Here is a 22,505-nt window from a genome sequence, read left to right as displayed (position 1 = left end):
CGGTCCTTCTGCGCCTGCCAAATCCTATGGCCTGAAGTGCTGTCTTCTCGTTTTTTCGAGTGCTGGGCGAAATCGCTCCAAGAAATCGGAAGCTTGCACCCCCTTGCTACACCGCAGGAGAGCGGCACGCCGTTTTGCGACCTGGTCGATAGTCTTTCAACTGCGGCGAACAAGACGGGGGACCGCCTTTCCAGGATTGGCTGCTTTCCGAAGTTGCCGACCACAAGCAGATGGTGGCCATCCTGGGCCGCGCCGCATTAGGCGTTCGCCGACGCCATGGCAAACGGACAAACAGTCGATCGGCGCCGGGGGTCGGCGCCGATTTTCGACTACAGCCGGTTCAGAACGTTACCGCCGCAGCGCGTACACGCGCCCAGCTGGCTCGCTGCCCACCGACAAGGCCATGTCGTCATCCAGAAGCCGCGTGATCCGGGCGAAGCCGGTGAACGCCTTCCTGGCTTCTTCAGCCGACATCTGCCCCGACAGGGCGGCCGCGCAGCAGTTCAGCGCGCATTGATAGACAGGGCCACGTCGCCCGGTCGGCCATTTACGCAAAAACATCATGGCCTCGGCAACACTGTCGATTTCCTCGATAGGGTGTCCCTGCCCGCGTGAAATCCGCACGGGCGAAAAAAAATGCAAATAGTCCATCATATCCTCCCGCTCGGTCGCGACGTGTTCGACCGAACCCCATCAAACGCGCCATCATCCACTTGGTTCCATAAAAAACGACGCTTGGCAAAAAAAGGGCAGGTTTGCCCGCCGCGGCTCCGATGTCGTCGCGCCGGCGCTTGAAAGCGCCACGAACCCGACTCGCCGATCAGAGGGCAAGCATCATGCCGCGCGACAATGGCGATCCCCATTGAATATCTTTAAGGCCAAAGCCGGCAAATCAGCCGATTGCCCCCTCCCTCGCGTCAGGCGTAACCTTGACGGTCAACGCGTGAGGGCGCGTGCTGCAAGAAGGGGACAATTGCAATGACGATACAAGGCGCATCGCCGGATCTATATAACGAAGATCTCGCACCGGCCAAGATACGAAACTGGGGACCATTCTCGATCTTCAACGTCTGGACGTCGGACGTGCACAGCCTCTGGGGTTACTATCTCGCCGCCAGCCTTTTCCTGTTCTGCGGCGGTTTCGTCAACTTCATCATCGCCATCGGCATCGGCTCGCTCGTCATCTACGCGCTGATGAACATGGTCGGTTATGCTGGCGTGAAGACCGGCGTGCCTTACCCAGTGCTCGCCCGCGCCTCGTTCGGCATATGGGGCGCCAACATACCGGCGCTGGTGCGCGCCATCGTCGCCTGCTTCTGGTACGGCGCACAGACGGCGGCCGCTTCCGGCGCCATTGTCGCGCTGCTGATCCGCTCGCAATGGTTCGCCGATTTCAACGCCAACACCCATTTCCTCGGCCACTCCGGGCTGGAAGTGATCTGCTTCGTGGTCATCTGGGCGCTGCAGCTGCTGATTATCCAGAACGGCATGGAGACGGTGCGCCGCTTCCAGGATTGGGCCGGGCCAGCCGTGTGGGTGATGATGCTGATCCTGGCCGTCTATCTCTGTGTCAAAGCCGGGACCTTCGCCTTCACCAGTGACATTCCGATGGAGGTGCTGCTCGAAAAGACCAAGGATGCGGGCGTGCCAGGTGCGCCGGGATCGTGGACGTCGCTGTTCGCCGTCGCCGCGATCTGGGTGACCTATTTTTCGGCCCTCTATCTCAACTTCTGCGATTTCGCCCGCTATGCACCGGACAAGGCATCGCTGCGCAAGGGCAATATCTGGGGCCTGCCGATCAATCTCATCCTGTTCTCGCTGGTCGCTGGCGTCACCACCATTGCCGCTTACGACGTCTATCACGAGGTGCTGCTGCACCCCGACCAGATATCGGCGAAATTCGGCAGCTGGTTCCTGGCCGCGCTCGCCGCCTTGACCTTCGCGGTGGCGACGCTCGGCATCAATGTCGTGGCCAACTTCGTCTCGCCGGCCTTCGACTTCTCTAACGTCTTCCCGCGCCAGATCGACTTCAAGAAGGGCGGCTACATCGCGGCACTGATCGCGCTCGTGCTCTATCCCTTCGCGCCTTGGGAAGGCAGCGCTGCGTCCTTCGTCAACATCATCGGTGCGACGATGGGGCCGATCTTCGGCGTCATGATGGTCGACTACTACCTGATCCGGAAGGGCGAGGTCGACGTCGAAGCGCTTTATCGCGAGGACGGCGAGTTCCGCTTCCAGGGCGGCTGGCATGTCAATGCCTTCATCGCTGCCGGCATTGGCGCCGTCTTCTCCTCGATCCTGCCGAACTTCACCAACTGGCTGCCATCCTGGTGGGGCGTCTATGGCTGGTTCTTCGGCGTCGGGATTGCCGGCATCATCTACTACGTGCTGCGCACCGCCGCCGTGGGTGCCGGCGCCAAGACGGCGAAGGCCTGAAATGGGGCAGTAGGCAGGAAAGGTAGGGAAAGCAGACGGCTTCCCCCTACTGCCTACTGCCTACTCCTACCATCTCGGCCAATCGGCGCACCGTGTTCCAGTTGCGCGACGTACCGACGCCCAGGCGTTTGTGATTGGCGGCCGCGAGCAGCCGTGAACTCGGTCGTGCCCGCGAAAAGACGACCCAGATGTCGCCGCCGCGTGACATCACCTTCTCATCGGCGGCGGCATAGGTCTCGAGCGCCGCCGCCGCATCATCGGGCACGGGCTTGCGCATTATCCGGACCGCCACCTGGTCACCGGTCTCGGCGGATTCAGCCGGAAACGGATTGCCGGCCGCGAGCCTCAGCCAATCTTCGGCAGCGCGCACGATGATATCGACATGGCGGCCGAAAGCTTTTTTGAAGGCGGCTTCCAGACGCTGCTCGAGACCGGCGACGTCCGTCGCCGGCGCCTCGAAGACAAGATTGCCCGTCGCCACGAGCGTACGGACATTCTTCAGCCCGAGGCCTTCCGCCATCGCCTTCAGGTCGGACATCACGACCCGGCGCCCTTCTCCCAGGACGATGCTGTAGAGAAGGGCGACGTAGGTCTGCATCGGATGCCGAACCCCGCCTGGCGCGCCTATACCAGGCGCGATTGTTCGACCGCCGCCTCGATGAAGCTGGCGAACAGCGGATGCGGGTCGAGCGGCCGGCTCTTCAGCTCGGGGTGGTATTGCACGCCGATGAACCAGGGATGGTCGGGGTATTCGACCGTTTCGGGCAGCACGCCGTCGGGCGACATGCCGGCAAACACCAGGCCGCAATCCTCCAGCCGCTGCTTATAGTCGATATTGACCTCGTAGCGGTGGCGGTGACGCTCGGAAATCTGCGTGTCGCCATAGATGTCGGCGATCTTGGAACCCTTGGCGAGCTCGGCCTGATAGGCGCCGAGCCGCATCGTGCCGCCGAGATCGCCGGTTGCCCGGCGCTTCTCCAGCATGTTGCCCTTCAGCCACTCCGTCATCAGGCCGACGACCGGCTCCTTGGTCGGGCCGAATTCGGTCGAGGAGGCCTCATCGACCCCGGCCAGCGACCGCGCCGCCTCGATACAGGCCATCTGCATGCCGAAGCAGATGCCGAAATACGGCACCTTGCGCTCACGCGCGAATTTCGCAGCCAGGATCTTGCCTTCCGAGCCGCGCTCGCCGAAACCGCCGGGCACCAGGATGCCATGCACCTTTTCCAGCCAGGGCGTCGGATCCTCCTTCTCGAAGATTTCCGATTCGATCCAGTCGAGCTTGACCTTGACGTGGTTGGCCAGACCGCCATGCGACAGCGCCTCGATCAGCGATTTGTAGGCGTCCTTGAGGCCGGTATATTTGCCGACGATGGCGATGGTCACCTCGCCTTCCGGATTGTGGATGCGGTTGGACACGGCCTGCCACGGCTCCATGCGCGGCTTCGGCGCGGGGTCGATGCCGAACGCGGCCAGCACTTCCGAATCGAGCCCTTCCTTGTGGTAAGCCATCGGCACGTCGTAGATGTGCGGCACGTCGAGCGCCTGGATGACCGCGCTTTCCCTGACATTGCAGAACAGCGACAGTTTTCTACGCTCTTCCTTGGGAATGGCCCGGTCGGCGCGGACGAGCAGGATGTCGGGCGCGATGCCGATGCCGCGCAGCTCCTTGACCGAATGCTGGGTCGGCTTGGTCTTCAATTCGCCCGCGGTCGGGATATAGGGCATCAGCGTCAGATGCACATAGACGGCGTTGTTGCGCGGCAGGTCGTTGCCGAGCTGGCGGATTGCCTCCAGGAACGGCATCGCCTCGATGTCGCCCACGGTGCCGCCGATTTCGCACAGCACGAAATCATAGTCGTCATTGCCGTCGAGGACGAAATTCTTGATCTCGTCGGTGACGTGCGGGATGACCTGCACGGTGGCGCCGAGGTAGTCGCCGCGCCGCTCGCGCTCGATGATGTTCTTGTAGATGCGGCCGGTGGTGATGTTGTCCTGCTGGTTGGCGGAACGGCCAGTGAACCGCTCGTAATGGCCAAGATCGAGATCGGTCTCCGCGCCGTCATCTGTGACGAACACCTCGCCATGCTGATACGGCGACATCGTGCCTGGATCGACATTGAGGTAGGGATCGAGTTTTTTTATGCGTGCGCGATAGCCCCGCGCCTGCAAGAGAGCCCCGAGGGCCGCTGCGGCAATGCCTTTTCCAAGTGAGGAAACCACGCCGCCTGTGATGAATACATATCGCGCCATGGGAGTCATCGCTTAACGCGGCCGGATTGATTCCGCCAGAGAAAAAACCGCCGCTAAGGCTTTTTCCCAACAAGGCGCTCGAACCGTGATCCGAAAATGGGATCCGGTTTTCGGATAGGCCCATGTCGAACGGGCTGGCCCGTTCCACTGGAACGCGACCGAGAGCGAGGCAAAACAAAAGGGCCGGCTGAACCGGCCCTTTTGGCAAGCTGCTGCAAACGTCAGATGATGACGACCTTGGTGCCGACCTTGACGCGGCTGTAGAGGTCCATGACGTGCTCGTTCATCATGCGGAAACAGCCATTGGAAGCGCTGGTTCCGATCGACTGCGGCGCGATGGTGCCGTGGATGCGCAGATGCGTGTCCTTCTTGCCGTCATAGAGGTAGATGGCGCGGGCGCCGAGCGGATTCTGGCCGCCGCCGGGCATGCCGTCCTTGTACTGGGCATAATGCTTGGGCTCGCGCTTCTGCATGTCCAGCGTCGGGATCCAGCGTGGCCACTCCTGCTTGTCGCCGACCGCCACGGTGCCCTTGAACTGCAATCCTTCGCGGCCGACCGCGATGGCGTAGCGGCGGGCGGTGGACGATGATTCCACCAGATAGAGCCGGCGGGCACTGGTATCGATGACGATCGTGCCGGCCTCGTAACCGGTGAATTCCACGTCCTGTGGCACGAACTCCGGCTTTACCTTGAACGGCTTCTTGGCGTTTTTCCTGGCGAGCGCCGAATCCAGCGCACGGGTCTCAGGCAGATAGTTGATCGAGGACGATGCCATCTGGCCGCCAAACAGTCCGGCGAACAGGCCGCCGCCGGTGCGCTGCTTCTGGCCAGGCAGCTCGCTGCGCAATTCGCCATTATTGCCGGTCAGCGCAACGTTCATCACCTCGGCCGATTCCGGTTCGGCCGAAGGAATCGGCTCGATCGGCGTCAACGGCTCGATGATCTTCGTGACATTCTTGGCGGGCTTGGCCGCGGCCACTTCGGTCGCCGGGGCAGTCTTGCCTCTCTTGGCCAGGAACGCCTGCCGTTCCGCCTCGGCCTTCGCTTTCGCCGCTTCGCGCATCGCCATCTTCCTGGCTTCCAGCGCCTTGGCCTTGGCGGCTTCCTTGTCGGCAACGATCTTGGCCTCGATCTTTTTGATCTGGGCGAGATCGTCCGGTGTCGGATTTTTCTTCTTCTTGAGAAGCCTCAACTGCGCCGCATCGCTCTTGGCTGCGACGTTGATGGCGTCGGTCTTGCCGACCGACTGATTGGCGGCCAAATTGGCTGGCACGCCGGCGAAAGCCGGGGAGCTCATGCCGAGTGCGGCGCAAAGTCCCAGGAAGATGAAGCTGCGAAGCTGCATGGCGAAGATCCGATCGTTCAATATTTGTTGCCCACGGCGTCGCCCGGCGTCCCCCAAGGACACCGAAAATGCCGCGCGCAATCTATAGTCGAATAAGCGCGGGCGCCTCAAGCGCGAGGCCGCTGCACTTCCCGTCGAATCTTCGTGATGCCGCCGCATTTGCCGCGACTGTGGTCAAACGACAACAGATCGGCTGAGTGTAAGAGATCAGAGCGGGCCGAGGGCCCGGCAGCGAGAGCCGGAACCGAGCGCAGTTCGGTTGTAACGACGCAGAATGCCGGCGTTCGCACGCCGGCGCTCCCTGTCAGATAGCCCTTGAACGAACCCGGATTACTGGTTCGGCACCTGCGGGGCCGCGGGCGCGGTGCTGACGCCGTTGGTCGCCGGCGACGTCGAGCCGGCGGCGGGCGGCGCGGCCGGAGCATTGGCTGGCGGCGTTGTCGCGGCTCCGTTGCCGGAAGGCGGCGTCGGCGCCGCGTTGCCTGAAGGCGGCGTCGGGGTGGTCGTGCCAGGCAATTGGTTGAGTACGCCCTTGCCGGCGCCGTCCGATGTTGCGGGAACGCGGTCGAGAATGTCGATCGGCTTCTCGCCGTAGCGGGCAATGATCGACAAGGTCAGCGACGTCACGAAGAAAGCGGCCGCCAGAATCGCCGTCGCCCGGGTCAGCGCATTGGCGGCGCCGCGCGCCGTCATGAAGCCGGATCCGCCACCAATGCCAAGGCCGCCGCCTTCGGAGCGCTGCAGCAGCACAACGCCGACAAGGGCCAGAACGACCATGAGATGGATGACGATCAGTACGGTTTGCATAGTTTATCCTGGCAATGCCCTGCCCGGCCGCGGACACGACCGGGGAATTGGAGGCGGCTCAATACAATGCTTTCACGGCATTTCCAAGCCCGTGGCCGGAATATGGGAAGCAAGGCGTCCTTTACAACGATTTCCCGTGCGCCGCGGCAGCTTCGGCGCCGCGCGAAGTCATCAGGAGATGCTGCGATAGGCGTCCGCGATACCCAGGAAGTCGGCCGCTTTCAGGCTGGCGCCGCCAACCAGCGCGCCGTCGACATTCCTGACCCCAAGCAGTTCCACTGCATTGGACGGCTTGACCGAACCGCCATAGAGAATGCGCATCTTGCCCGCGGCGGTGCCGAGCTTCTCCGACAGTTTTTCGCGAATATGCGCATGCGCTTCGGCTACATCGGCGACGGTCGGGGTCAGGCCGGTGCCGATCGCCCACACCGGCTCATAGGCAATGATCGTGTTGGACGCGGTAGCGCTTGCCGGCACCGAACCGGCAACCTGGCGTGACAACACGTCCAGCGTCGCCCCCGCTTCGCGCTCCTGCCGCGTCTCGCCGATGCAGACAATGGCTACAAGCCCGGCGCGCCAGGCTGCGGAGGCCTTGGCCTGAACTGTCGCATCATCCTCGCCGCGCTGTTCGCGGCATTCGGAATGGCCGACGATGACGTGGGTCGCGCCCGCATCCTTCAGCATCTCCGCGGAGATGCACCCGGTATAGGCGCCGCTCTCCTTGGCGTGGCAATCCTCACCGCCGGCATGAACCGGCGTACGCGACAGAATCTCGGCGGCATGGGCGAGTAAGGTCGCGGGAACGCAGACCAGCGCCTCGGTGTCTGCGTCGAGCCCGCTCATGAAACCGTTGCCGATCATCCTGAGTTCGTTGAGCGAGGCGCTGGTACCGTTCATTTTCCAGTTGCCTGCGACGAGCGGGCGAATTCCTGGCGTCATCGTTTGCTTCTCCGGGTGACATTCGGCTGGCGTTCTCACTACCAAAATCAAGCCACAAAGCAATCGACAGTGGACCGGAAGGGCGCTATTGCGCTTGTTTCAGACTCGGCGCATCCGAAAATGCGCATAAATCGGAAGTAACGATGCTTGGTATATTGAGAAGCGCGGCGGGCACCTGGGTCGCGAAGTTACTGCTTTCGCTGCTGGTGGTCAGTTTTGCGGTCTGGGGCGTATCGGGACGGCTGATGGGTGGCCTTGCCGGCCACGATTCCGTCATCACGGCCGGCGGCACCAAGGTGTCGATCAACGAATACCGCCTCGCCTATGACCGCCAGCTCGCCGTCATGTCGCAGCAGTTCGGTCAGCGCCTCACCCACGAACAGGCAAAGGCGCTCGGCGTCGACAACCAGGTGTTGGCGCAGCTTGTTTCGGGCGCGGTCCTCGACGAACAGGCTCGCAAGCTCGGCCTTGGCCTGTCCAAGGACCGGCTGGCGGAACTCACCCGCGAGGATCCGGCGTTCAAGGGCCCCGGCGGACAGTTCGACCGGAGAGCCTTCGAATACAGGCTGCGTGAGGTCGGCATGCGCCCGGAGGATTATTTGAAGAATCGTGCCCAGGTCGCGGTGCGCCAGCAGATCGTCGAGGCGGTTTCGGACGGCCTCAAGGCGCCTGACACCTTCTTCAAGGCGGTGGCCCTGTACCGTGGCGAGGATCGTACGGTCGACTATCTGACCTTGCCGAAGACGCTGGTCGAACCCATCGAGGCGCCGAGCGACAGCGCGCTGCAGGCCTATTTCGAGGCCAACAAGAAGACCTATGCCGCGCCCGAATACCGCAAGTTTTCCTATGTCAGGCTCGAGCCGCAGGACATCATGGACACGAGCTCGGTGACCGACGCCCAGGTCAGCGACGACTACAACAAGAACAAGGCGCGCTACACCACTCCCGAGATGCGCACCATAGAGCAGCTTGTGTTCAAGACGCCGGACGAGGCCAAGGCCGCGCTCGATTCGTTGAAGTCCGGCGCAACCTTCGACAAGCTCGTCACTGCGGAAGGCAAGACCCCGGCCGACACGCTGCTCGGAACGCTCGCCAAGGACAAGATCGCCGACAAGGCGGTCGCCGACGCTGCTTTTGCGCTCAACGTCAATGAGGTCAGCCCTGTCGTGCAGGGTGCCTTTGGTCCCGTGCTGCTGCGCGTCACCGAGATCAAGCCCGAAGTCGTGAAGCCGCTGGCCGAAGTGTCGGACCAGATCCGCAAGGACCTGGCGCTGGGCGAGGCAAACCGCATCCTTCTGGACGTGCATGATAATTACGAGGACAGTCGCGCCGCCGGCAGTTCGCTGGCCGACGCCGCCGCCAAGCTGAAGCTGAAGGTCGTCACTGTCGACGCGATCGATCGCAGTGGCCTGCGGCCCGATGGCTCCATCGTCAAGGATCTGCCGGAATCGCCGGCCCTGATCAAGGCTGCCTTCGATGCCGAACCGAATACTGAAAACGAGGCGCTGACCACGGCCGATAACGGCTTCATTTTCTATGAAGTGGCTTCGATCACGCCGGCCCGCGACCGCACGCTGGACGAAGTTCGCCAGAAGGTCGTTGCCGACTGGACCGCGGCCGAGACGGCCAAGCGGCTGACCGCCAAGGCGCAGGAGCTGGAAAAGCGGCTCAAGGCCGGCGCAACGCTCGACGTCATTGCCGGCGAGCTCAAGCTGGAAAAGCAGACCAAGCGTGGCCTGAAGCGCGAAGCCGACGACGCCGATTTCGGCAAGGAAGGTGCAGCGGTGATGTTCGGCGTCGGCGAAGGCGGCACCGGCTTGATCCCCTCTCCCACCAGCGACGCGCAAATCCTGTTCAAGGTCGCCGAGGTGTTCGAACCCGCCGGGGCCGATGCCAGTTCGGTGCCCGAGGACGCGCGCAAGTCCTTCACCTCCGGCATGTCGGACGATCTGCTCGACCAGTTGGTGGCGCAGTTGCAGACGCAGTACGGCGTCCGCGTCGACCAGGCTGCCGTTGCCCAAGCCTCGACAAGATGAGCGCGCTGAAAACCCATATCGCCAAGGTCGCGACCGGCACCGCCCTGTCCTTCGACGAGGCGCGCGAGGCCTTCGACATCATCATGTCGGGCGATGCTACGCCCGGCCAGATCGGCGGCTTTCTGATGGCGTTGCGTGTGCGCGGCGAGACGGTGGACGAGATTTCGGGCGCCGTCGCCACCATGCGCGCCAAGATGCTTCGCGTCGACGCACCTGTCGGCGCCATCGACATCGTTGGCACCGGCGGCGACAATTCGCACTCCGTCAACATCTCGACGGCATCCGCTTTCGTCATCGCCGCCAGCGGGGTTCCGGTCGCCAAGCATGGCAATCGCGGGTTGTCTTCGCTGACCGGTGCGGCCGACGTCCTGACCGCGCTCGGCGTCAAGATCGACCTCACGCCGCAGGCCATCGGCCGCTGCATCCACGAGGCTGGTGTCGGCTTCATGTTCGCGCCGGCACATCACCCGGCGATGAAGCATGTCGGCCCGACCCGCGTGGAGCTCGGCACCAGGACCATCTTCAACTTGCTCGGTCCGCTCTCCAACCCGGCCGACGTGCGCCGGCAAATGGTCGGCGTATTCATGCCGGAATGGATCATACCGGTGGCCCAGACGCTGAAGGCGCTGGGCACCGAGCATGCCTGGGTCGTTCATGGTGACGGCTACGACGAGATCACCACCACGGGTGAAACGCATGTCGCCGAACTGATCGGCGGCGAGATCCGCACCTTCACCTTGACGCCCGAAGCGGTTGGCCTGACCCGTCACACCAAGGAAGAACTGCGCGGCGGCGACGCTGCCTACAACGCCGAGGCGTTGCGCGCTATGCTGGGTGGCGCCGTGGGCGCTTTTCGCGACACCGTGCTGATGAACGCCGGCGGCGGCTTGGTGGTGGCGGGCAAGGCGACGACGCTCGCCGACGGCATGGCGACGGCAGTGCAAGCCATCGACAGCGGCCGGGCGCTGCAGGTGCTCGACCGGCTGGTCGAGATTTCGAACGGTTAGGCAGATGTCGGACATCCTGCGCAAGATCGAGGCCTACAAGCGCGACGAGATCGCGACGGCCAAGGCGCGCGTGCCGCTGGCCGAGATCAAGGCGCGGGCGAAAGACACTGACGCGCCGCGCGGCTTTCTCACAGCACTTGAGGCGAAGCGTAGATCCGGCGGCTTCGCTCTGATCGCCGAGATCAAGAAGGCAAGCCCGTCCAAGGGCTTGATCCGCGCCGACTTCGATCCGCCAGCGCTCGCGCGGGCCTATGCAAAAGGCGGCGCCGCCTGTCTTTCGGTGCTGACCGACGCACCGTCTTTCCAGGGCGCGCCGGAATTTCTCACCAAGGCAAGAGCCGCCGTCGCCCTGCCCGCGCTGCGCAAGGATTTTCTGTTCGATCCTTATCAGGTCCATGAAGCTCGCGCCTGGGGGGCGGACGCCATCCTGATCATCATGGCCAGCGTAGATGATGATTTGGCGAGCGAGCTTGAAGCGACGGCATTCGAACTCGGCATGGATGCGCTGATCGAGGTCCACGACGAGGCCGAGACGGAGCGCGCACTGAAGCTGTCGTCGCAATTAATCGGCATCAACAACCGTAATCTGCGGACATTCGAGACCCGTCTCGAAACCTCGGAACGACTGCGGGCGATGATTCCGGGCGGTTACTTGCTGGTCAGCGAAAGCGGCATCTTCTCTCATGACGACTGCCTCAGATTGCAAAAGAGCGACATCGGCACCTTCCTGGTCGGCGAAAGTTTGATGCGCCAGCAGGATGTGACCGCGGCAACGCGCGCGCTGCTCACCGGCAAGGCAGCGGCCGAGGCCGTCTGACGATGACGGCCGCCCTCACCCATCTCGGCCCGCAGGGCCAGGCCAACATGGTCGATGTCGGCGGCAAGGACGAAACGACGCGCACCGCTGTCGCCGAGGGTTTCGTCTCGATGCGGCCCGAGACGCTGAAGATGATCCTGGCCGGCAATGCCAAGAAAGGTGATGTGCTGGGCACCGCGCGCATAGCCGGTATCATGGCAGCGAAGAAGACGCATGAGCTGATCCCGCTCTGCCATCCCCTGCTCTTGACCAAGGTCTCCGTCGACATTGAGCCCGATCCTGCGCTGCCCGGACTGAAGATCATTGCGCTGGCGCGCGTCACCGGCAAGACCGGCGTCGAGATGGAAGCGCTCACCGCGGCTTCGGTTGCCTGCCTGACCATTTACGACATGGCCAAGGCGGTCGACCGTGCCATGATCATCACCGGCATCCGGTTGGTCGAAAAGACCGGCGGCAAGTCGGGCGACTACAAAGCCGCTGGCGAAGATGGGGCGGTCGCCTGATGGCGCTGCTTCCGGTCGCAGCAGCGCTCGAACGCCTGCTGGAGGGTGCTGCGCCGCTTGCGAGCGAAAGCGTTTCGCTCCTCGAGGCCGTGGATCGCGTTCTCGCGGAACCGGTGGTGGCGTTGCGCACCCAACCGCCCTTCAACGCCTCTGCCATGGACGGATACGCGGTCCGCGCTGTCGATGTCGCGTCCGTGCCGTCCCGGCTTTCGGTGATGGGCGTGGCGGCGGCCGGGCGCGGCTTTGACGGCGCCGTCGGCAAGGCGCAGGCCGTGCGCATCTTCACCGGTGCTCCGCTGCCGCAAGGCGCAGACACCATCGTCATCCAGGAAAACGTTCGTGACCTCGGCGGCGGCAGCATCGAGGTGGTCGAACCGACGGCCGAGGGGCGCAACATCCGCCGCTTCGGGCTCGATTTCTCCGAGGGCGACATCCTGCTGGAAAAAGGCCGCGTGCTCGATCCGGCAGCACTGTCGCTTGTCGCCTCGGCCAACCATCCCCGGGTGGGCGTCGTAAAGCGGCCGCTGGTTGCCATCATCGCCACCGGCGACGAGCTGCTGCCGCCCGGCAGCGAACTCGGCCCCGACCAGATCATTTCGTCAAACGCCTATGGCGTCGCCGCCGCCGCGCAATCGGTCGGCGCGCATGCGCTTGATCTCGGCATTGCCGCTGATCGCGAGGAAGCCATCGCGGCGCTGGTCAGGAAAGCGGTCGCGGCCGGCGCTGATGTCATCGTCACGCTTGGCGGCGCCTCGGTCGGCGACCACGATCTGATCCATGACGTGCTGACCGGCGAAGGCATGACGCTCGGTTTCTGGAAGATCGCCATGCGTCCCGGCAAGCCGCTGATGTTCGGCCGCCTCGGCGACATCAGGTGCATCGGCCTGCCCGGCAATCCGGTGGCGAGCCTCGTCTGCTCGCAACTGTTCCTGAAACCGCTCCTGGCACGCCTCGGCGGCCGCGATTTCCGGCAAGATATTCGTCAGGCAAGGCTGGGCGCCGCCATGCAGGCCAATGATCTGCGCCAGGACTATGTGCGGGCGGTGGTCAGGCAAGAGGCCGGCATGCTGGTGGCAACCCCTTTCAGCATCCAGGATTCCTCGATGCTGAGGATACTGGCCGACGCCAACGGACTGATCGTGCGCGAACCGTCTGCGTCCGCCGCGGCTGTAGGAAATGCCTGCAGCGTTATAATGCTGAGGTGAAGTTTCGCCGTTTTTCTACTCCGCAAGCAAAGTTCGTGTCAGCGGATGGACCGGATCAGCCAGGCCTTCGACAATGTCGTAATGATGTCGGTCCGGCTCGACCACCGCGCTCGTGACGGCACCAAGCCCTGTCCAGATATTGGCCAGCAAGGCGTTCTGGCGCAAGAACTCGGACCGCTCGCCGCCTCCGGCCCAGCACGTGACGCGAGCGCCATCCATGGGCCGCAGCAGCGCCGGGCTTTCCGTCAGCGCCTCGGCTTCATCGATTTTCAGCGCCGCGTTCATGCCGGTGCGCATAAGCGGACGCAGGTCATGCAGGCCCGCAATCGAAACGACGTGGCGTACGCGCCTTGCCACGCCGGCCGCCAGGGGCGTTGATGTCGTCGCCATGCGGCTGGCGAGATGGCCGCCGGCCGAATGCCCGGTCAGCATAAGCGGTCCCCCGACCATCGCTGCCGCCTTGCCGATCGCCGCGCCGATCTCGTGGGAGATGCCGGCGATGCGTATGGCGGGGCAGAGCGTATAGGACGGCATCGCCACGGCAAAGCCGCTGTCAACCGAGCCCTTGGCGAGATGCGACCAGCTATCCTTGTCGGACTCCAGCCAGTAGCCGCCATGGATGAACACGACGAGCCCTTTGGGCTTGGCGGCGGGAAGGAAGAGATCGAGCCGGTTGCGCGGCCTGTCGCCATAGGCGATGTCGAGCTGAGCCCTGCCCTTTGCCGCAAGCGCATCGCGAAATGCCTGCGCCGGTTCGACCCATGCAGCTGGCCAGCGATCGCTGCCGGCGATGTTGGCGCCGTTGGCGTAGGCATTGTCCCAATCGGCAATGCGATGTTCGAGCATCGGCACCCTCCCCCGGACGGCATCGTTTCAGCCGATAGCAATGGCGATCGACAGCGGCAACGTCAATGCTCCGGGGGCAAAACATTTTAGGCTTGAAACAAATTTCGACTGGTGCGATCCTGTGCCTTGTTCAGCGATAGGCGTGAGGCAGACAGGGGCAGCCGAAAATGCTTGGGCCATCAGCGCATATCGACACGTTCACGCGCGATAACCTGCCGCCGCCGGATCAATGGCCGGACTTCCTGCTCGACGGCTTCGACTATCCCGAACGGCTCAATGCCGGCGTCGAACTGACCGACAGGCTGGTCGAGAAAGGGTTGGGCGACCACACCGCGCTGATCGGCAACGGCCGCCGCCGTACCTACAAGGAATTATCCGACTGGACGAACAGGCTGGCGCATGCGCTGGTCGAGAATTACGGCGTCAAGCCAGGCAACCGGGTACTGATCCGGTCGGCCAACAACCCCGCAATGGTGGCCTGCTGGCTGGCCGCCACCAAGGTCGGCGCCGTCGTGGTCAACACGATGCCGATGCTGCGCGCCGGCGAACTCGCCAAGATCGTCGACAAGGCCGAAATCACGACAGCGCTGTGCGACACCAGGCTGATGGACGAGATGACCGCCTGCGCCAAGGACAGCGCGTTCCTCAAGCAGGTCATCGGTTTCGACGGCACCGCCAACCATGACGCCGAGCTCGATCGCGCCGCCCTCGACAAGCCCGTGACGTTTACCGCGGTGCAGACCGGGCGTGACGACGTCGCCCTGCTCGGCTTCACCTCAGGCACGACAGGCGTGCCGAAGGCGACGATGCATTTTCACCGCGACCTCCTGATCATCGCCGACGCCTACGCCCGCGAGATCCTGCAGGTGACGCCTGACGACATCTTCGTCGGCTCGCCGCCGCTGGCCTTCACCTTCGGCCTTGGCGGGCTCGCCATCTTTCCGCTGCGTTTCGGCGCCGCGGCGACGCTGCTGGAACAGGCCACGCCACCCAACATGGTCCACATCATCGAAACCTACAAAGCGACGATCTCCTTCACCGCGCCCACCGCCTATCGCGCAATGCTCAAGGCCATGGACGAAGGGGCCGATTTATCGTCGCTGCGCGTCGCCGTTTCGGCCGGCGAAACCTTGCCGGCGCCGGTGTTCGAGGAATGGACTGAGAAAACCGGAAAGCCGATCCTTGACGGCATCGGCGCCACGGAAATGCTGCATATTTTCATCTCCAACCGCTTCGATGACATGAAGCCTGCCTCCACCGGCAAGGCCGTTGGCGGCTATCAGGCGCGCGTCGTCGACGACGAAATGCGCGAAGTGCCGCGCGGCACCGCGGGCAGGCTCGCGGTGCGGGGACCGACCGGCTGCCGCTACATGGCCGATGCCAGGCAGAGCGACTATGTCCGCGACGGGTGGAACCTCACCGGCGACACGTTCTGGCAGGACGAGGACGGTTTTTTCCACTTCGCAGCGCGCTCCGACGACATGATCGTCAGTGCCGGCTACAACATCGCCGGCCCAGAGGTCGAAGCGGCGCTGCTGGCGCATGCCGATGTCGCCGAATGCGCGGTGGTCGGCGCCGAGGATGCCGAGCGCGGCCAGATCGTCGAGGCTCATGTGGTGCTCGTGCAAGGCGTGGCGCCAGACGCAATGACCGTCAAGCGTCTGCAGGATCACGTCAAGGCCACGATCGCGCCCTACAAATATCCGCGCTCGGTAAAATTCATCGCCGCTTTGCCCAAGACGCAGACCGGCAAGATCCAGCGCTTCCGGCTGCGCGCGGAGAAGATCAATTGAGCAAGCCCTACGACCCGTCCGCCGAGGGCGCGGAAATGTCGTTCAAGGAGCGCATGTCCTACAGCGACTATCTGCATCTGGAAAAGGTGCTCGAGGCGCAGGAGCCGCTTTCGTCAGCCCATGACGAGATGCTGTTCATCATCCAGCACCAGACATCGGAACTCTGGATGAAGCTCGCGCTGCACGAAATCGGCGCCGCAATCCGCTCCATCCGCGCCGACCGTCTCGAACCGAGCTTCAAGATGCTTTCGCGCGTCGCCCGCATCTTCGAGCAGCTCAACAATGCCTGGGACGTGCTGCGCACGATGACGCCCAGCGAATACACCGAGTTCCGCGACGCGCTTGGCCAGTCCTCGGGCTTCCAGTCGTGGCAGTACCGTGCCATCGAGTTCATGGCCGGCAACCGCAATCTCGCAATGCTCGGACCGCACAAGCACCGGCCGGACCTCAGCGAGAAACTGGAGGCGATCCTGGCGCAACCGTCGCTCTACGACGAGGCGCTGCTGCTGCTCGCCCGTAACGGCTTCGACATCGGTGCCGACGCAAGGCGTACGGACTGGCGCGAAACGCGGACCGAGAACGAAGAGGTCCTTGTCGCCTGGCAGATCATCTACCGCGACCCGCAGCGCTACTGGATGTTCTACGAACTCGCCGAGAAGCTGGTCGATTTCGAGGATTATTTCCGCCGTTGGCGCTTCAACCACGTCACCACGGTCGAGCGCATCATCGGTATGAAGCGCGGCACCGGCGGCACATCGGGCGCGTCCTACCTGAAGAAGATGCTGGAGGTGGAGTTGTTCCCGGAGCTGTGGAAGGTCCGCACCCGGCTCTGACGTAGCTTTGCCGACTGCATATCGTTATCCCGAACCCGCTGCGCTTTTCTGAGCGACAGGCTCTTAAGTCACCGCCGCCTTGACGGCGAAACGCGCCTCCTGCCACGCGTCCGTGCGCAAAATGTCTTCCAGCACCTCGACAGCCTGCCAGACATCGACATAGCCGACATAAAGCGGCGTAAAGCCGAAGCGAATCGTGGATGGCGCGCGGAAATCGCCGATCACGCCGCGCTCGATCAAGGCCCGCATCACCTGATAGCCATGCGGGTGGAGGAACGAAACCTGGCTGCCGCGCTCATTGCCATCGCGCGGGCTTTCGAGTTCGAGGCCGTAGGCGCCGCATTTTGCCTCGACCAGTTGGATGAACAGATCGGTCAACGCCATGCTCTTCCTGCGCACCTCTGCCATGTCGACGTCGTTCCAGACATCGAGCGCCCCTTTGAGCGCGCGCATCGACAGCACAGGCTGCGTGCCGCAGAGAAACCGGCGGATGCCTGTGCCGGCAGCAAAACCCTGTTCGAAGGCGAAAGGCCGCGCATGGCCCCACCAGCCGCTGAGCGGCTGGCGGACATCGCCATGGTGGCGCTCGGCCGCGTAGATGAAGGCCGGGGCACCTGGGCCTCCATTGAGATATTTGTAGGTGCAGCCGACGGCGAAATCGGCGTTCGAACGGTCGAGTTCGACCGGCAAGGCGCCGGCGGTATGGCAGAGATCCCAGACGATCAGCGCGCCGGCATCATGTGCCGTCCGCGTCAGCGCGGCCATGTCGCGCAACTGCCCGGATTTGTAGTTGACGTGGTTGACCAGGATGACCGCGACCCGCTCGTCGATCAGTTCTTCTATGGTCGGCGCATCGACACCCTCGAGCCGCAGCACCGTGCCCGGCCGCGTCGAGGCAACGCCTTCGGCCATATAGAGATCGGTCGGAAAGCTGTCCCCCTCGGCGACGATGACTGACCTGTCCGGCCGCATCCCGAGTGCCGCATGCAGCACCTTGTAGATGTTGATCGAGGTGGTATCGCAGACCACCGTCTGGCCGGCGGCGGCCCCGATCAGGCGCCCGAGTTGGTCGCCGAGTTCGACCGGCATGTCGAACCAGCCGGCGGTGTTCCAGGCGCGGATGAGATCCTGCGCCCACTCCTGCGTGGCGGCCTTCTGCAGCTCGCCGAACACGGCGGGCGAAGCGGCGCCCAGCGAATTGCCGTCGAGATAGATCACCCCCTGGGGCAAGGTGAAGCGGTCACGCATGGCACGCAGCGGATCCGCGGTGTCCATTGCCTTGATCGCTGCGAGATCGGGAATTTTGCTCATGGTCGCGATGTTCCTCGGTGAGAAGAGCGCCCTGGAAACGGGCCGGCTGTTTTGCCGCCCGGGCAAGGGCTGGCCGCATAGAGGCGCAAGAACAGGGTGAACGCCCGGTGCGATCTTTGCTCGATTTCCGCCCGAGGCAGTTCCTCGAGCACCCCAACGATCCGGCGAACCTGGAGATCGCCGATCAAAAGACTGATGTAGATGTCGGCGGCTTCGGCAGGATCGTCACAGGCGATCAGGCCGGCCCGACTTGCGGTTCGAAGCAGGTCGCCAACAAGCGGCATTATGGTATTGCGGCCGAATTGCGCGATCGATTGGCCAAGCGTGCCTGTATCGTTGACGTCGCCGGCCGCGGCGCGATTGAGCGCCACCGCCTTGTCGCCCGTCACGAGGGTCAGCAGGACTGGCCCGAGCAAGTTCAGGGTTTTGAGCGGATCGCGCGCCTGGTGAAGGGCGTCCTCCAGCAGCTTCCTTGCCTCTCCCGCATTGGCTTCGATCAAGGATCGAAACAGGGTCTGCTTGTTGCCGTACCAGTTGTAGAGGGTTTCGTTCGAGGCCGATGCCCGCTTGGCGATAGCAAGCAGGGAGGCGCTCTTGTAGCCGGTTTCCCGGAGCACCGCATAGGCGGCCTCCTCTATCCGTTCGCGTCGCGCGGCCTGCTTCGGCGTGGTCATTGGTGTTCCTCTTCGAAAACCGTACACTATTATACGGTTTCGTCAAGCGAACGAACGAACGTAGCCCGTCGCGACCAGTGGTGGTGTCTGGCCGTTTTCCGGCGGAAGTTGGCATTTTGGTTTCGTTTCGTTCACGAGCCGCAGGGGTTTCTAATCCGCCCAAACGCACCCCGCACCTGCCGGTCACCCAGCTTGCAGGCTTGTGCCAAGAGTGGAGACCGGTCGGGCCACAGGCCATTAACCAAAATAGTTTCAAAGGGCCCGGGAGCGCATTGACGACGGACCGCGCTGGCAGGATGCTGGCTGCGGGAGGGCATTTCGTTTCCGTCGCCTTAACAAATTCATTAAACTTTAAATGGTTGCGGAACACAACTGGAACAGATAGTGTTTGTTCTGGGTTTGTTTTCTGATTCTGGTTCCAGACCCTTCGTGCAATGCCTTTGGGGGCCGCCATGCTCACGCGCAAGCAACATGAACTCTTGATGTTCATCCATGAACGGCTGAAGGAAAGCGGCATTCCGCCGTCCTTCGACGAGATGAAGGAAGCGCTGGACCTCGCCTCCAAGTCGGGAATTCATCGGCTGATCACGGCGTTGGAGGAGCGCGGCTTCATTCGCCGCCTGCCCAACCGGGCGCGCGCGCTGGAGGTGCTGCGCCTGCCGGACTCGATCGCGCCGGGTCTTAACGCGGCAAAGAAGTTCTCCCCGAGCGTCATCCAGGGCAGCCTCGGACAGGGCAGCAGCCCTAGCCGGCAGATCAAACCGGCGACGTCTTCGCGTCTGCCCGCTGCCGGCAATGACGACGATGCGGTTTCAGCGGTGTCGATCCCGGTCATGGGTCGCATCGCAGCGGGTGTGCCGATCGACGCCATCCAGCATCAGACGCATTCCATTTCAGTGCCGCCTGACATGATCATGGGCGGCGAACACTATGCGCTGGAGGTCAAGGGCGATTCGATGATCGAGGCCGGCATTTTCGACGGCGACACGGTCATCATCCGCAATGCCGACACCGCAAGTCCCGGCGAGATCATCGTGGCCCTGGTGGACGAGGAGGAAGCAACGCTGAAGCGCTTCCGCCGAAAGGGTGCTTCGATTGCGCTCGAGGCTGCCAATCCGGCCTATGAAACACGTATTTTCGGACCGGACAGGGTCAAGGTGCAAGGCAAGCTGGTCGGCCTGATCAGGCGCTACTGAGCGGGGTCGGCGGTGGGCTTTTCGGGTTTACGGTAAGGCGGCAGTCCCCTTGCCTCGCGTGAGAATTTCCGCTGTTCGTGCCAAGGCCGATATGGCCTGTCGACGGCAAAACTGACCCGTGCCGGTGCCGTCGCCGATTGCTGGTCGAAGAAGACGGCGGCACTTCCCTTACGAGCGAGCTGCCGCTTGGTGATGACGAGAACCAGCGGATTGTGGCAGGGATCGTAGCCCGCGGGGTCGTTGATGACGATCAGATCCGCATAGGAGCAGGCCCTCCAGGCGTCCTTGCGATCCTCCACCTGCGCGATGATCGCCCCCGAGGTATGCCGGGCCATGCACAGGCCCGTGAAGCAATAGAAAGGCGCTCCCGCCGGAAGTTGCGCGGGATCGAAGATGTCGAACTGTCGGTCTCCGCTGTCGAACAGTTCCGGCGCAACGATGGTTTCGGACTTCAGCGCGCGTTTCCAATTATCGACGGTGAATTCGTTCGGGCGCGCCCGGTTGATCGCGAGCTCGCCGCCGCCGATCGGCAACGCCACCAGGCGGGCATCCTCCGAAATCAGCACGTCCGGCGTGCGCGTGTCCGAGACGGTCAACAGGCCGGCGAGCGCGAAGGGAAGTGCCGCCAGCCGCAGCCATGTCGTGGCCATCGTCGCGATGACCAGGGCGATCGCCACCAGAAGGACGGATTGCTGCGAAATCAACCCGACCGCGTCGACCGGCGAGCGTTGCGAGATCCATCCTGATATGGCGATCATCGCGGTCAGTCCCTTGCCCATCAGATAAAGGGATGGTCCATCGAACCCGAACGGCATCAGCAGCGCGCTGGCAACCGCAAGGAACATCACGACAGAAACGATCGGCATGACGGCAAGATTGGCGAACAGGCTGAGCGGCGACACGCGCTGGAAATGCCAGATGGCGAAAAGCGCCGTGGCGCTTCCCGCGATAATCGAGGTCATCGCCAGCCCACCTGTCGCCAGCAGCAATTTTCGCGTCAGCAGGCCAGGCAAGGTCCGTTGCGGCGGCGGGGTCCGCGCTTTGTCGGCTTTGCGATCCGACCAGCCGGCATAGGCGCCGACCAGGGCCGCGGTGGCGGCGAACGACATCTGGAAGCTCGGCCCTACCACCTCGTGCGGCGACACCACGATGACGGCGATCGCCGAAATAGCCAGATTGCGCATGGTGAGTGCCGCCCGATCGAACAGAACGGCGATCAGCATCACCGCCAGCATGATGAAGCTGCGTTCGGCGGCGACAACGACGCCCGAAATGACGAGGTAGGCGGCGATCGAGAAAAGTGCCGCCGCGGCCGCGTATTTCTTGACCGGCCGGCGGGAGGAAAAATTCGGGAACAGCGCGAAGCCGCCACGCAGCAGACCCATGACCGTGCCGGCGACCAGCGCCATGTGCAGCCCGGAAATTGAGATGATGTGGTAGATGCCGGTGCGTCGCATCGCTTCATTGATCTCGTCGGGAATCCCGGCGCGCACACCCACGATCAGCGCCGCGGCGATCTCGCCCTCGGCACCGCCGATGCTGCCCCTGATATGGTCGGCAATGCTTTCGCGAGCACTCTCGATGGCGGCTGAAAGGGCGGCCCACACCGGCCTGTCATCGGCTGAGACGATTTTGGGGTTGCCGAGAAAGAAGCCGCTGGCGCCTATGCCGGCGAAGTAGCTGTCGAAGGAAAAGTCGTAGCTGTCCGGCCGCACCGGTCCGGTCGGCGGCAACAGCCTGGCATAGCCGGTCACGAGCGAACCGGCCGTCACTTCAGCCGGCACCTTGCGTGCCGAAAGGCGAACGCGCTCCGGCGCGTAGAGTAGTTTCGGCCGCGCGGTCGATGTCACATCGATGGTCAGCCGGATGCGCCCGGTCTCCATCTGGTCGACCGAAACGACGCGGCCGGTGATTTGCGTGGAGATTTCCGAGCCCAGCATCCGCGTTCCCGCTCGCCACGTCTCGACTTTGCCGGCGAGCATGCCGAGCGCGCACAACAGCGCCGCCATGAAGCACAGATGCGTTTTCGGCCATGAGCGTGAAACGAGCGCGCACAGCGACATCAGGATCGCGACCGCGACAGGCTTGGCAAAGCCCGGCTCCGCCGCCAGCGAAAAATAGGCGATCGATCCGCATGCCAGGAACACCGGCACGAGCAGGAAGGCTATGCCCCGATCGAGTTCGAGCTCGGACGCTCTGGCCACGCCGTTGCGCAGACGAGGCCATGAAGCACGGCCGAACTCACGGCGCAGACGCACGGCCGCGCCGGCTGCGGGAATGCCGGGCGGCGTGGAAACATCCGCCGGCGGCGACTTGCCCGGCTGCTGTAGGGGCGGCAACGCCAGCGGCAATGAGGCGGGCGCGGGCATGGCAAAAAGAGCGCGTTCGCTGACGCCGGCAACGACGTCCTCGCCTTCCTCCGCGCCCCGGCCCGCTCCAGCCATCGGGTCTGCCCCTTGCGCCCTCGACACCCTATGCTACATGAACGCGCGACGCGCGAAAG

19 protein-coding genes are annotated in these 22,505 nt (G+C 63.6%); 9 read left to right on the top strand and 10 right to left on the bottom strand.

From position 1 onward, the window contains the following. Positions 1-348: 348 nt before the first annotated feature. Positions 349-651, bottom strand: coding sequence for a DUF982 domain-containing protein (locus FJ426_RS10585; RefSeq protein WP_140498645.1), 303 nt, complete (start codon positions 649-651; stop codon positions 349-351). Between the two features lie 327 nt (positions 652-978). Between FJ426_RS10585 and FJ426_RS10580 the strand changes: the two genes are divergently transcribed. Continuing rightward, a complete protein-coding gene (locus FJ426_RS10580) occupies positions 979-2,436 on the top strand; it encodes an NCS1 family nucleobase:cation symporter-1 (RefSeq protein WP_140560958.1) in 1,458 nt (485 codons plus the stop codon). Between the two features lie 46 nt (positions 2,437-2,482). On the opposite strand, the gene FJ426_RS10575 is transcribed toward FJ426_RS10580, so the two are convergent. From FJ426_RS10575 to tpiA, 5 genes are all read right to left on the bottom strand, one after another. Next, the gene (locus FJ426_RS10575; protein ID WP_140825199.1) at positions 2,483-3,034 is read right to left on the bottom strand and encodes a DUF1697 domain-containing protein; all 552 of its coding nucleotides are present in this window, start codon (positions 3,032-3,034) and stop codon (positions 2,483-2,485) included. A 26-nt stretch (positions 3,035-3,060) separates the two neighbouring features. Next, complete coding sequence (locus FJ426_RS10570) at positions 3,061-4,698, bottom strand: CTP synthase (RefSeq protein ID WP_140498648.1); 1,638 nt, start codon at positions 4,696-4,698, stop codon at positions 3,061-3,063. A gap of 212 nt (positions 4,699-4,910) precedes the next feature. Then, positions 4,911-6,035 (bottom strand): L,D-transpeptidase, encoded by a 1,125-nt coding sequence (locus FJ426_RS10565; RefSeq protein ID WP_140560957.1) that lies wholly within the window; start codon positions 6,033-6,035, stop codon positions 4,911-4,913. Between the two features lie 330 nt (positions 6,036-6,365). Further along, positions 6,366-6,842, bottom strand: a complete 477-nt coding sequence (gene secG / locus FJ426_RS10560) for a preprotein translocase subunit SecG (RefSeq protein WP_140658184.1) — start codon at positions 6,840-6,842, stop codon at positions 6,366-6,368. Positions 6,843-7,013: 171 nt separating this feature from the next. Next, positions 7,014-7,781 carry a triose-phosphate isomerase gene (tpiA, locus tag FJ426_RS10555; RefSeq protein ID WP_140557173.1) on the bottom strand — a complete coding sequence of 256 codons (768 nt, stop codon included), beginning with the start codon at positions 7,779-7,781 and terminating at the stop codon, positions 7,014-7,016. A 143-nt stretch (positions 7,782-7,924) separates the two neighbouring features. Here tpiA and FJ426_RS10550 point away from each other — a divergent pair, with 143 nt between their 5' ends. Genes FJ426_RS10550 through glp form a run of 5 tightly spaced genes read left to right on the top strand, consistent with a single transcriptional unit; the run spans position 7,925 to position 13,349 of the window. Beyond that, positions 7,925-9,817 carry a SurA N-terminal domain-containing protein gene (locus tag FJ426_RS10550; protein ID WP_140658182.1) on the top strand — a complete coding sequence of 631 codons (1,893 nt, stop codon included), beginning with the start codon at positions 7,925-7,927 and terminating at the stop codon, positions 9,815-9,817. Beyond that, positions 9,814-10,824: an anthranilate phosphoribosyltransferase gene (gene trpD / locus FJ426_RS10545; protein WP_140515367.1), complete on the top strand. Its 1,011-nt coding sequence runs from the start codon at positions 9,814-9,816 to the stop codon at positions 10,822-10,824. Before FJ426_RS10550 ends, trpD begins: the two co-directional genes overlap by 4 nt. A gap of 4 nt (positions 10,825-10,828) precedes the next feature. Then, positions 10,829-11,641, top strand: a complete 813-nt coding sequence (gene trpC, locus FJ426_RS10540; RefSeq protein WP_140825198.1) for an indole-3-glycerol phosphate synthase TrpC — start codon at positions 10,829-10,831, stop codon at positions 11,639-11,641. Between the two features lie 2 nt (positions 11,642-11,643). Continuing rightward, the gene (moaC, locus tag FJ426_RS10535) at positions 11,644-12,144 is read left to right on the top strand and encodes a cyclic pyranopterin monophosphate synthase MoaC (protein WP_140525225.1); all 501 of its coding nucleotides are present in this window, start codon (positions 11,644-11,646) and stop codon (positions 12,142-12,144) included. Continuing rightward, a complete protein-coding gene (gene glp, locus FJ426_RS10530; RefSeq protein WP_140515365.1) occupies positions 12,144-13,349 on the top strand; it encodes a gephyrin-like molybdotransferase Glp in 1,206 nt (401 codons plus the stop codon). Before moaC ends, glp begins: the two co-directional genes overlap by 1 nt. A gap of 15 nt (positions 13,350-13,364) precedes the next feature. Here the strand turns inward: glp and FJ426_RS10525 are convergent, their stop codons facing one another. Continuing rightward, the gene (locus FJ426_RS10525; RefSeq protein WP_140825197.1) at positions 13,365-14,195 is read right to left on the bottom strand and encodes an alpha/beta hydrolase; all 831 of its coding nucleotides are present in this window, start codon (positions 14,193-14,195) and stop codon (positions 13,365-13,367) included. A 167-nt stretch (positions 14,196-14,362) separates the two neighbouring features. Here FJ426_RS10525 and FJ426_RS10520 point away from each other — a divergent pair, with 167 nt between their 5' ends. Together FJ426_RS10520 and kynA are read left to right on the top strand one after the other, a co-directional pair. Then, a complete protein-coding gene (locus FJ426_RS10520) occupies positions 14,363-15,988 on the top strand; it encodes an AMP-binding protein (protein ID WP_140515363.1) in 1,626 nt (541 codons plus the stop codon). Then, positions 15,985-16,821 carry a tryptophan 2,3-dioxygenase gene (kynA, locus tag FJ426_RS10515; RefSeq protein WP_140498668.1) on the top strand — a complete coding sequence of 279 codons (837 nt, stop codon included), beginning with the start codon at positions 15,985-15,987 and terminating at the stop codon, positions 16,819-16,821. Before FJ426_RS10520 ends, kynA begins: the two co-directional genes overlap by 4 nt. 63 nt (positions 16,822-16,884) lie before the next feature. Here the strand turns inward: kynA and kynU are convergent, their stop codons facing one another. Then, positions 16,885-18,132 carry a kynureninase gene (gene kynU, locus FJ426_RS10510; RefSeq protein ID WP_140825196.1) on the bottom strand — a complete coding sequence of 416 codons (1,248 nt, stop codon included), beginning with the start codon at positions 18,130-18,132 and terminating at the stop codon, positions 16,885-16,887. Then, positions 18,129-18,806: a TetR/AcrR family transcriptional regulator C-terminal domain-containing protein gene (locus FJ426_RS10505; RefSeq protein WP_140560952.1), complete on the bottom strand. Its 678-nt coding sequence runs from the start codon at positions 18,804-18,806 to the stop codon at positions 18,129-18,131. The genes kynU and FJ426_RS10505 overlap by 4 nt, the downstream gene beginning before the upstream one ends. Positions 18,807-19,258: 452 nt before the next feature. Between FJ426_RS10505 and lexA the strand changes: the two genes are divergently transcribed. Further along, positions 19,259-20,002 carry a transcriptional repressor LexA gene (gene lexA / locus FJ426_RS10500; RefSeq protein WP_140498674.1) on the top strand — a complete coding sequence of 248 codons (744 nt, stop codon included), beginning with the start codon at positions 19,259-19,261 and terminating at the stop codon, positions 20,000-20,002. Here lexA and FJ426_RS10495 read toward each other — a convergent pair. Next, positions 19,996-22,446 (bottom strand): ComEC/Rec2 family competence protein, encoded by a 2,451-nt coding sequence (locus tag FJ426_RS10495; protein WP_140560951.1) that lies wholly within the window; start codon positions 22,444-22,446, stop codon positions 19,996-19,998. The two genes, lexA and FJ426_RS10495, sit on opposite strands and share 7 nt — an antisense overlap. Positions 22,447-22,505 lie beyond the last annotated feature (59 nt).

Origin of the sequence: Mesorhizobium sp. B2-6-4, from assembly GCF_006441495.1 — a bacterium.
In the GTDB taxonomy this organism is placed as follows: Bacteria; Pseudomonadota; Alphaproteobacteria; order Rhizobiales; family Rhizobiaceae; genus Mesorhizobium.
Note: the sequence above shows the minus strand (reverse complement) of the source record. Positions and strands in the feature narration are given on the sequence as shown.

What these genes read in the sequence shown, in the direction of transcription:
- FJ426_RS10585 (WP_140498645.1), bottom strand. Translation starts at nt 651, where the DNA reads ATGGACTATTTGCATTTTTTTTCGCCCGTGCGGATTTCACGCGGGCAG.
- FJ426_RS10580 (WP_140560958.1), top strand. Translation starts at nt 979, where the DNA reads ATGACGATACAAGGCGCATCGCCGGATCTATATAACGAAGATCTCGCA.
- FJ426_RS10575 (WP_140825199.1), bottom strand. Translation starts at nt 3,034, where the DNA reads ATGCAGACCTACGTCGCCCTTCTCTACAGCATCGTCCTGGGAGAAGGG.
- FJ426_RS10570 (WP_140498648.1), bottom strand. Translation starts at nt 4,698, where the DNA reads ATGACTCCCATGGCGCGATATGTATTCATCACAGGCGGCGTGGTTTCC.
- FJ426_RS10565 (WP_140560957.1), bottom strand. Translation starts at nt 6,035, where the DNA reads ATGCAGCTTCGCAGCTTCATCTTCCTGGGACTTTGCGCCGCACTCGGC.
- secG (WP_140658184.1), bottom strand. Translation starts at nt 6,842, where the DNA reads ATGCAAACCGTACTGATCGTCATCCATCTCATGGTCGTTCTGGCCCTT.
- tpiA (WP_140557173.1), bottom strand. Translation starts at nt 7,781, where the DNA reads ATGACGCCAGGAATTCGCCCGCTCGTCGCAGGCAACTGGAAAATGAAC.
- FJ426_RS10550 (WP_140658182.1), top strand. Translation starts at nt 7,925, where the DNA reads ATGCTTGGTATATTGAGAAGCGCGGCGGGCACCTGGGTCGCGAAGTTA.
- trpD (WP_140515367.1), top strand. Translation starts at nt 9,814, where the DNA reads ATGAGCGCGCTGAAAACCCATATCGCCAAGGTCGCGACCGGCACCGCC.
- trpC (WP_140825198.1), top strand. Translation starts at nt 10,829, where the DNA reads ATGTCGGACATCCTGCGCAAGATCGAGGCCTACAAGCGCGACGAGATC.
- moaC (WP_140525225.1), top strand. Translation starts at nt 11,644, where the DNA reads ATGACGGCCGCCCTCACCCATCTCGGCCCGCAGGGCCAGGCCAACATG.
- glp (WP_140515365.1), top strand. Translation starts at nt 12,144, where the DNA reads ATGGCGCTGCTTCCGGTCGCAGCAGCGCTCGAACGCCTGCTGGAGGGT.
- FJ426_RS10525 (WP_140825197.1), bottom strand. Translation starts at nt 14,195, where the DNA reads ATGCTCGAACATCGCATTGCCGATTGGGACAATGCCTACGCCAACGGC.
- FJ426_RS10520 (WP_140515363.1), top strand. Translation starts at nt 14,363, where the DNA reads ATGCTTGGGCCATCAGCGCATATCGACACGTTCACGCGCGATAACCTG.
- kynU (WP_140825196.1), bottom strand. Translation starts at nt 18,132, where the DNA reads ATGAGCAAAATTCCCGATCTCGCAGCGATCAAGGCAATGGACACCGCG.
- FJ426_RS10505 (WP_140560952.1), bottom strand. Translation starts at nt 18,806, where the DNA reads ATGACCACGCCGAAGCAGGCCGCGCGACGCGAACGGATAGAGGAGGCC.
- lexA (WP_140498674.1), top strand. Translation starts at nt 19,259, where the DNA reads ATGCTCACGCGCAAGCAACATGAACTCTTGATGTTCATCCATGAACGG.
- FJ426_RS10495 (WP_140560951.1), bottom strand. Translation starts at nt 22,446, where the DNA reads ATGGCTGGAGCGGGCCGGGGCGCGGAGGAAGGCGAGGACGTCGTTGCC.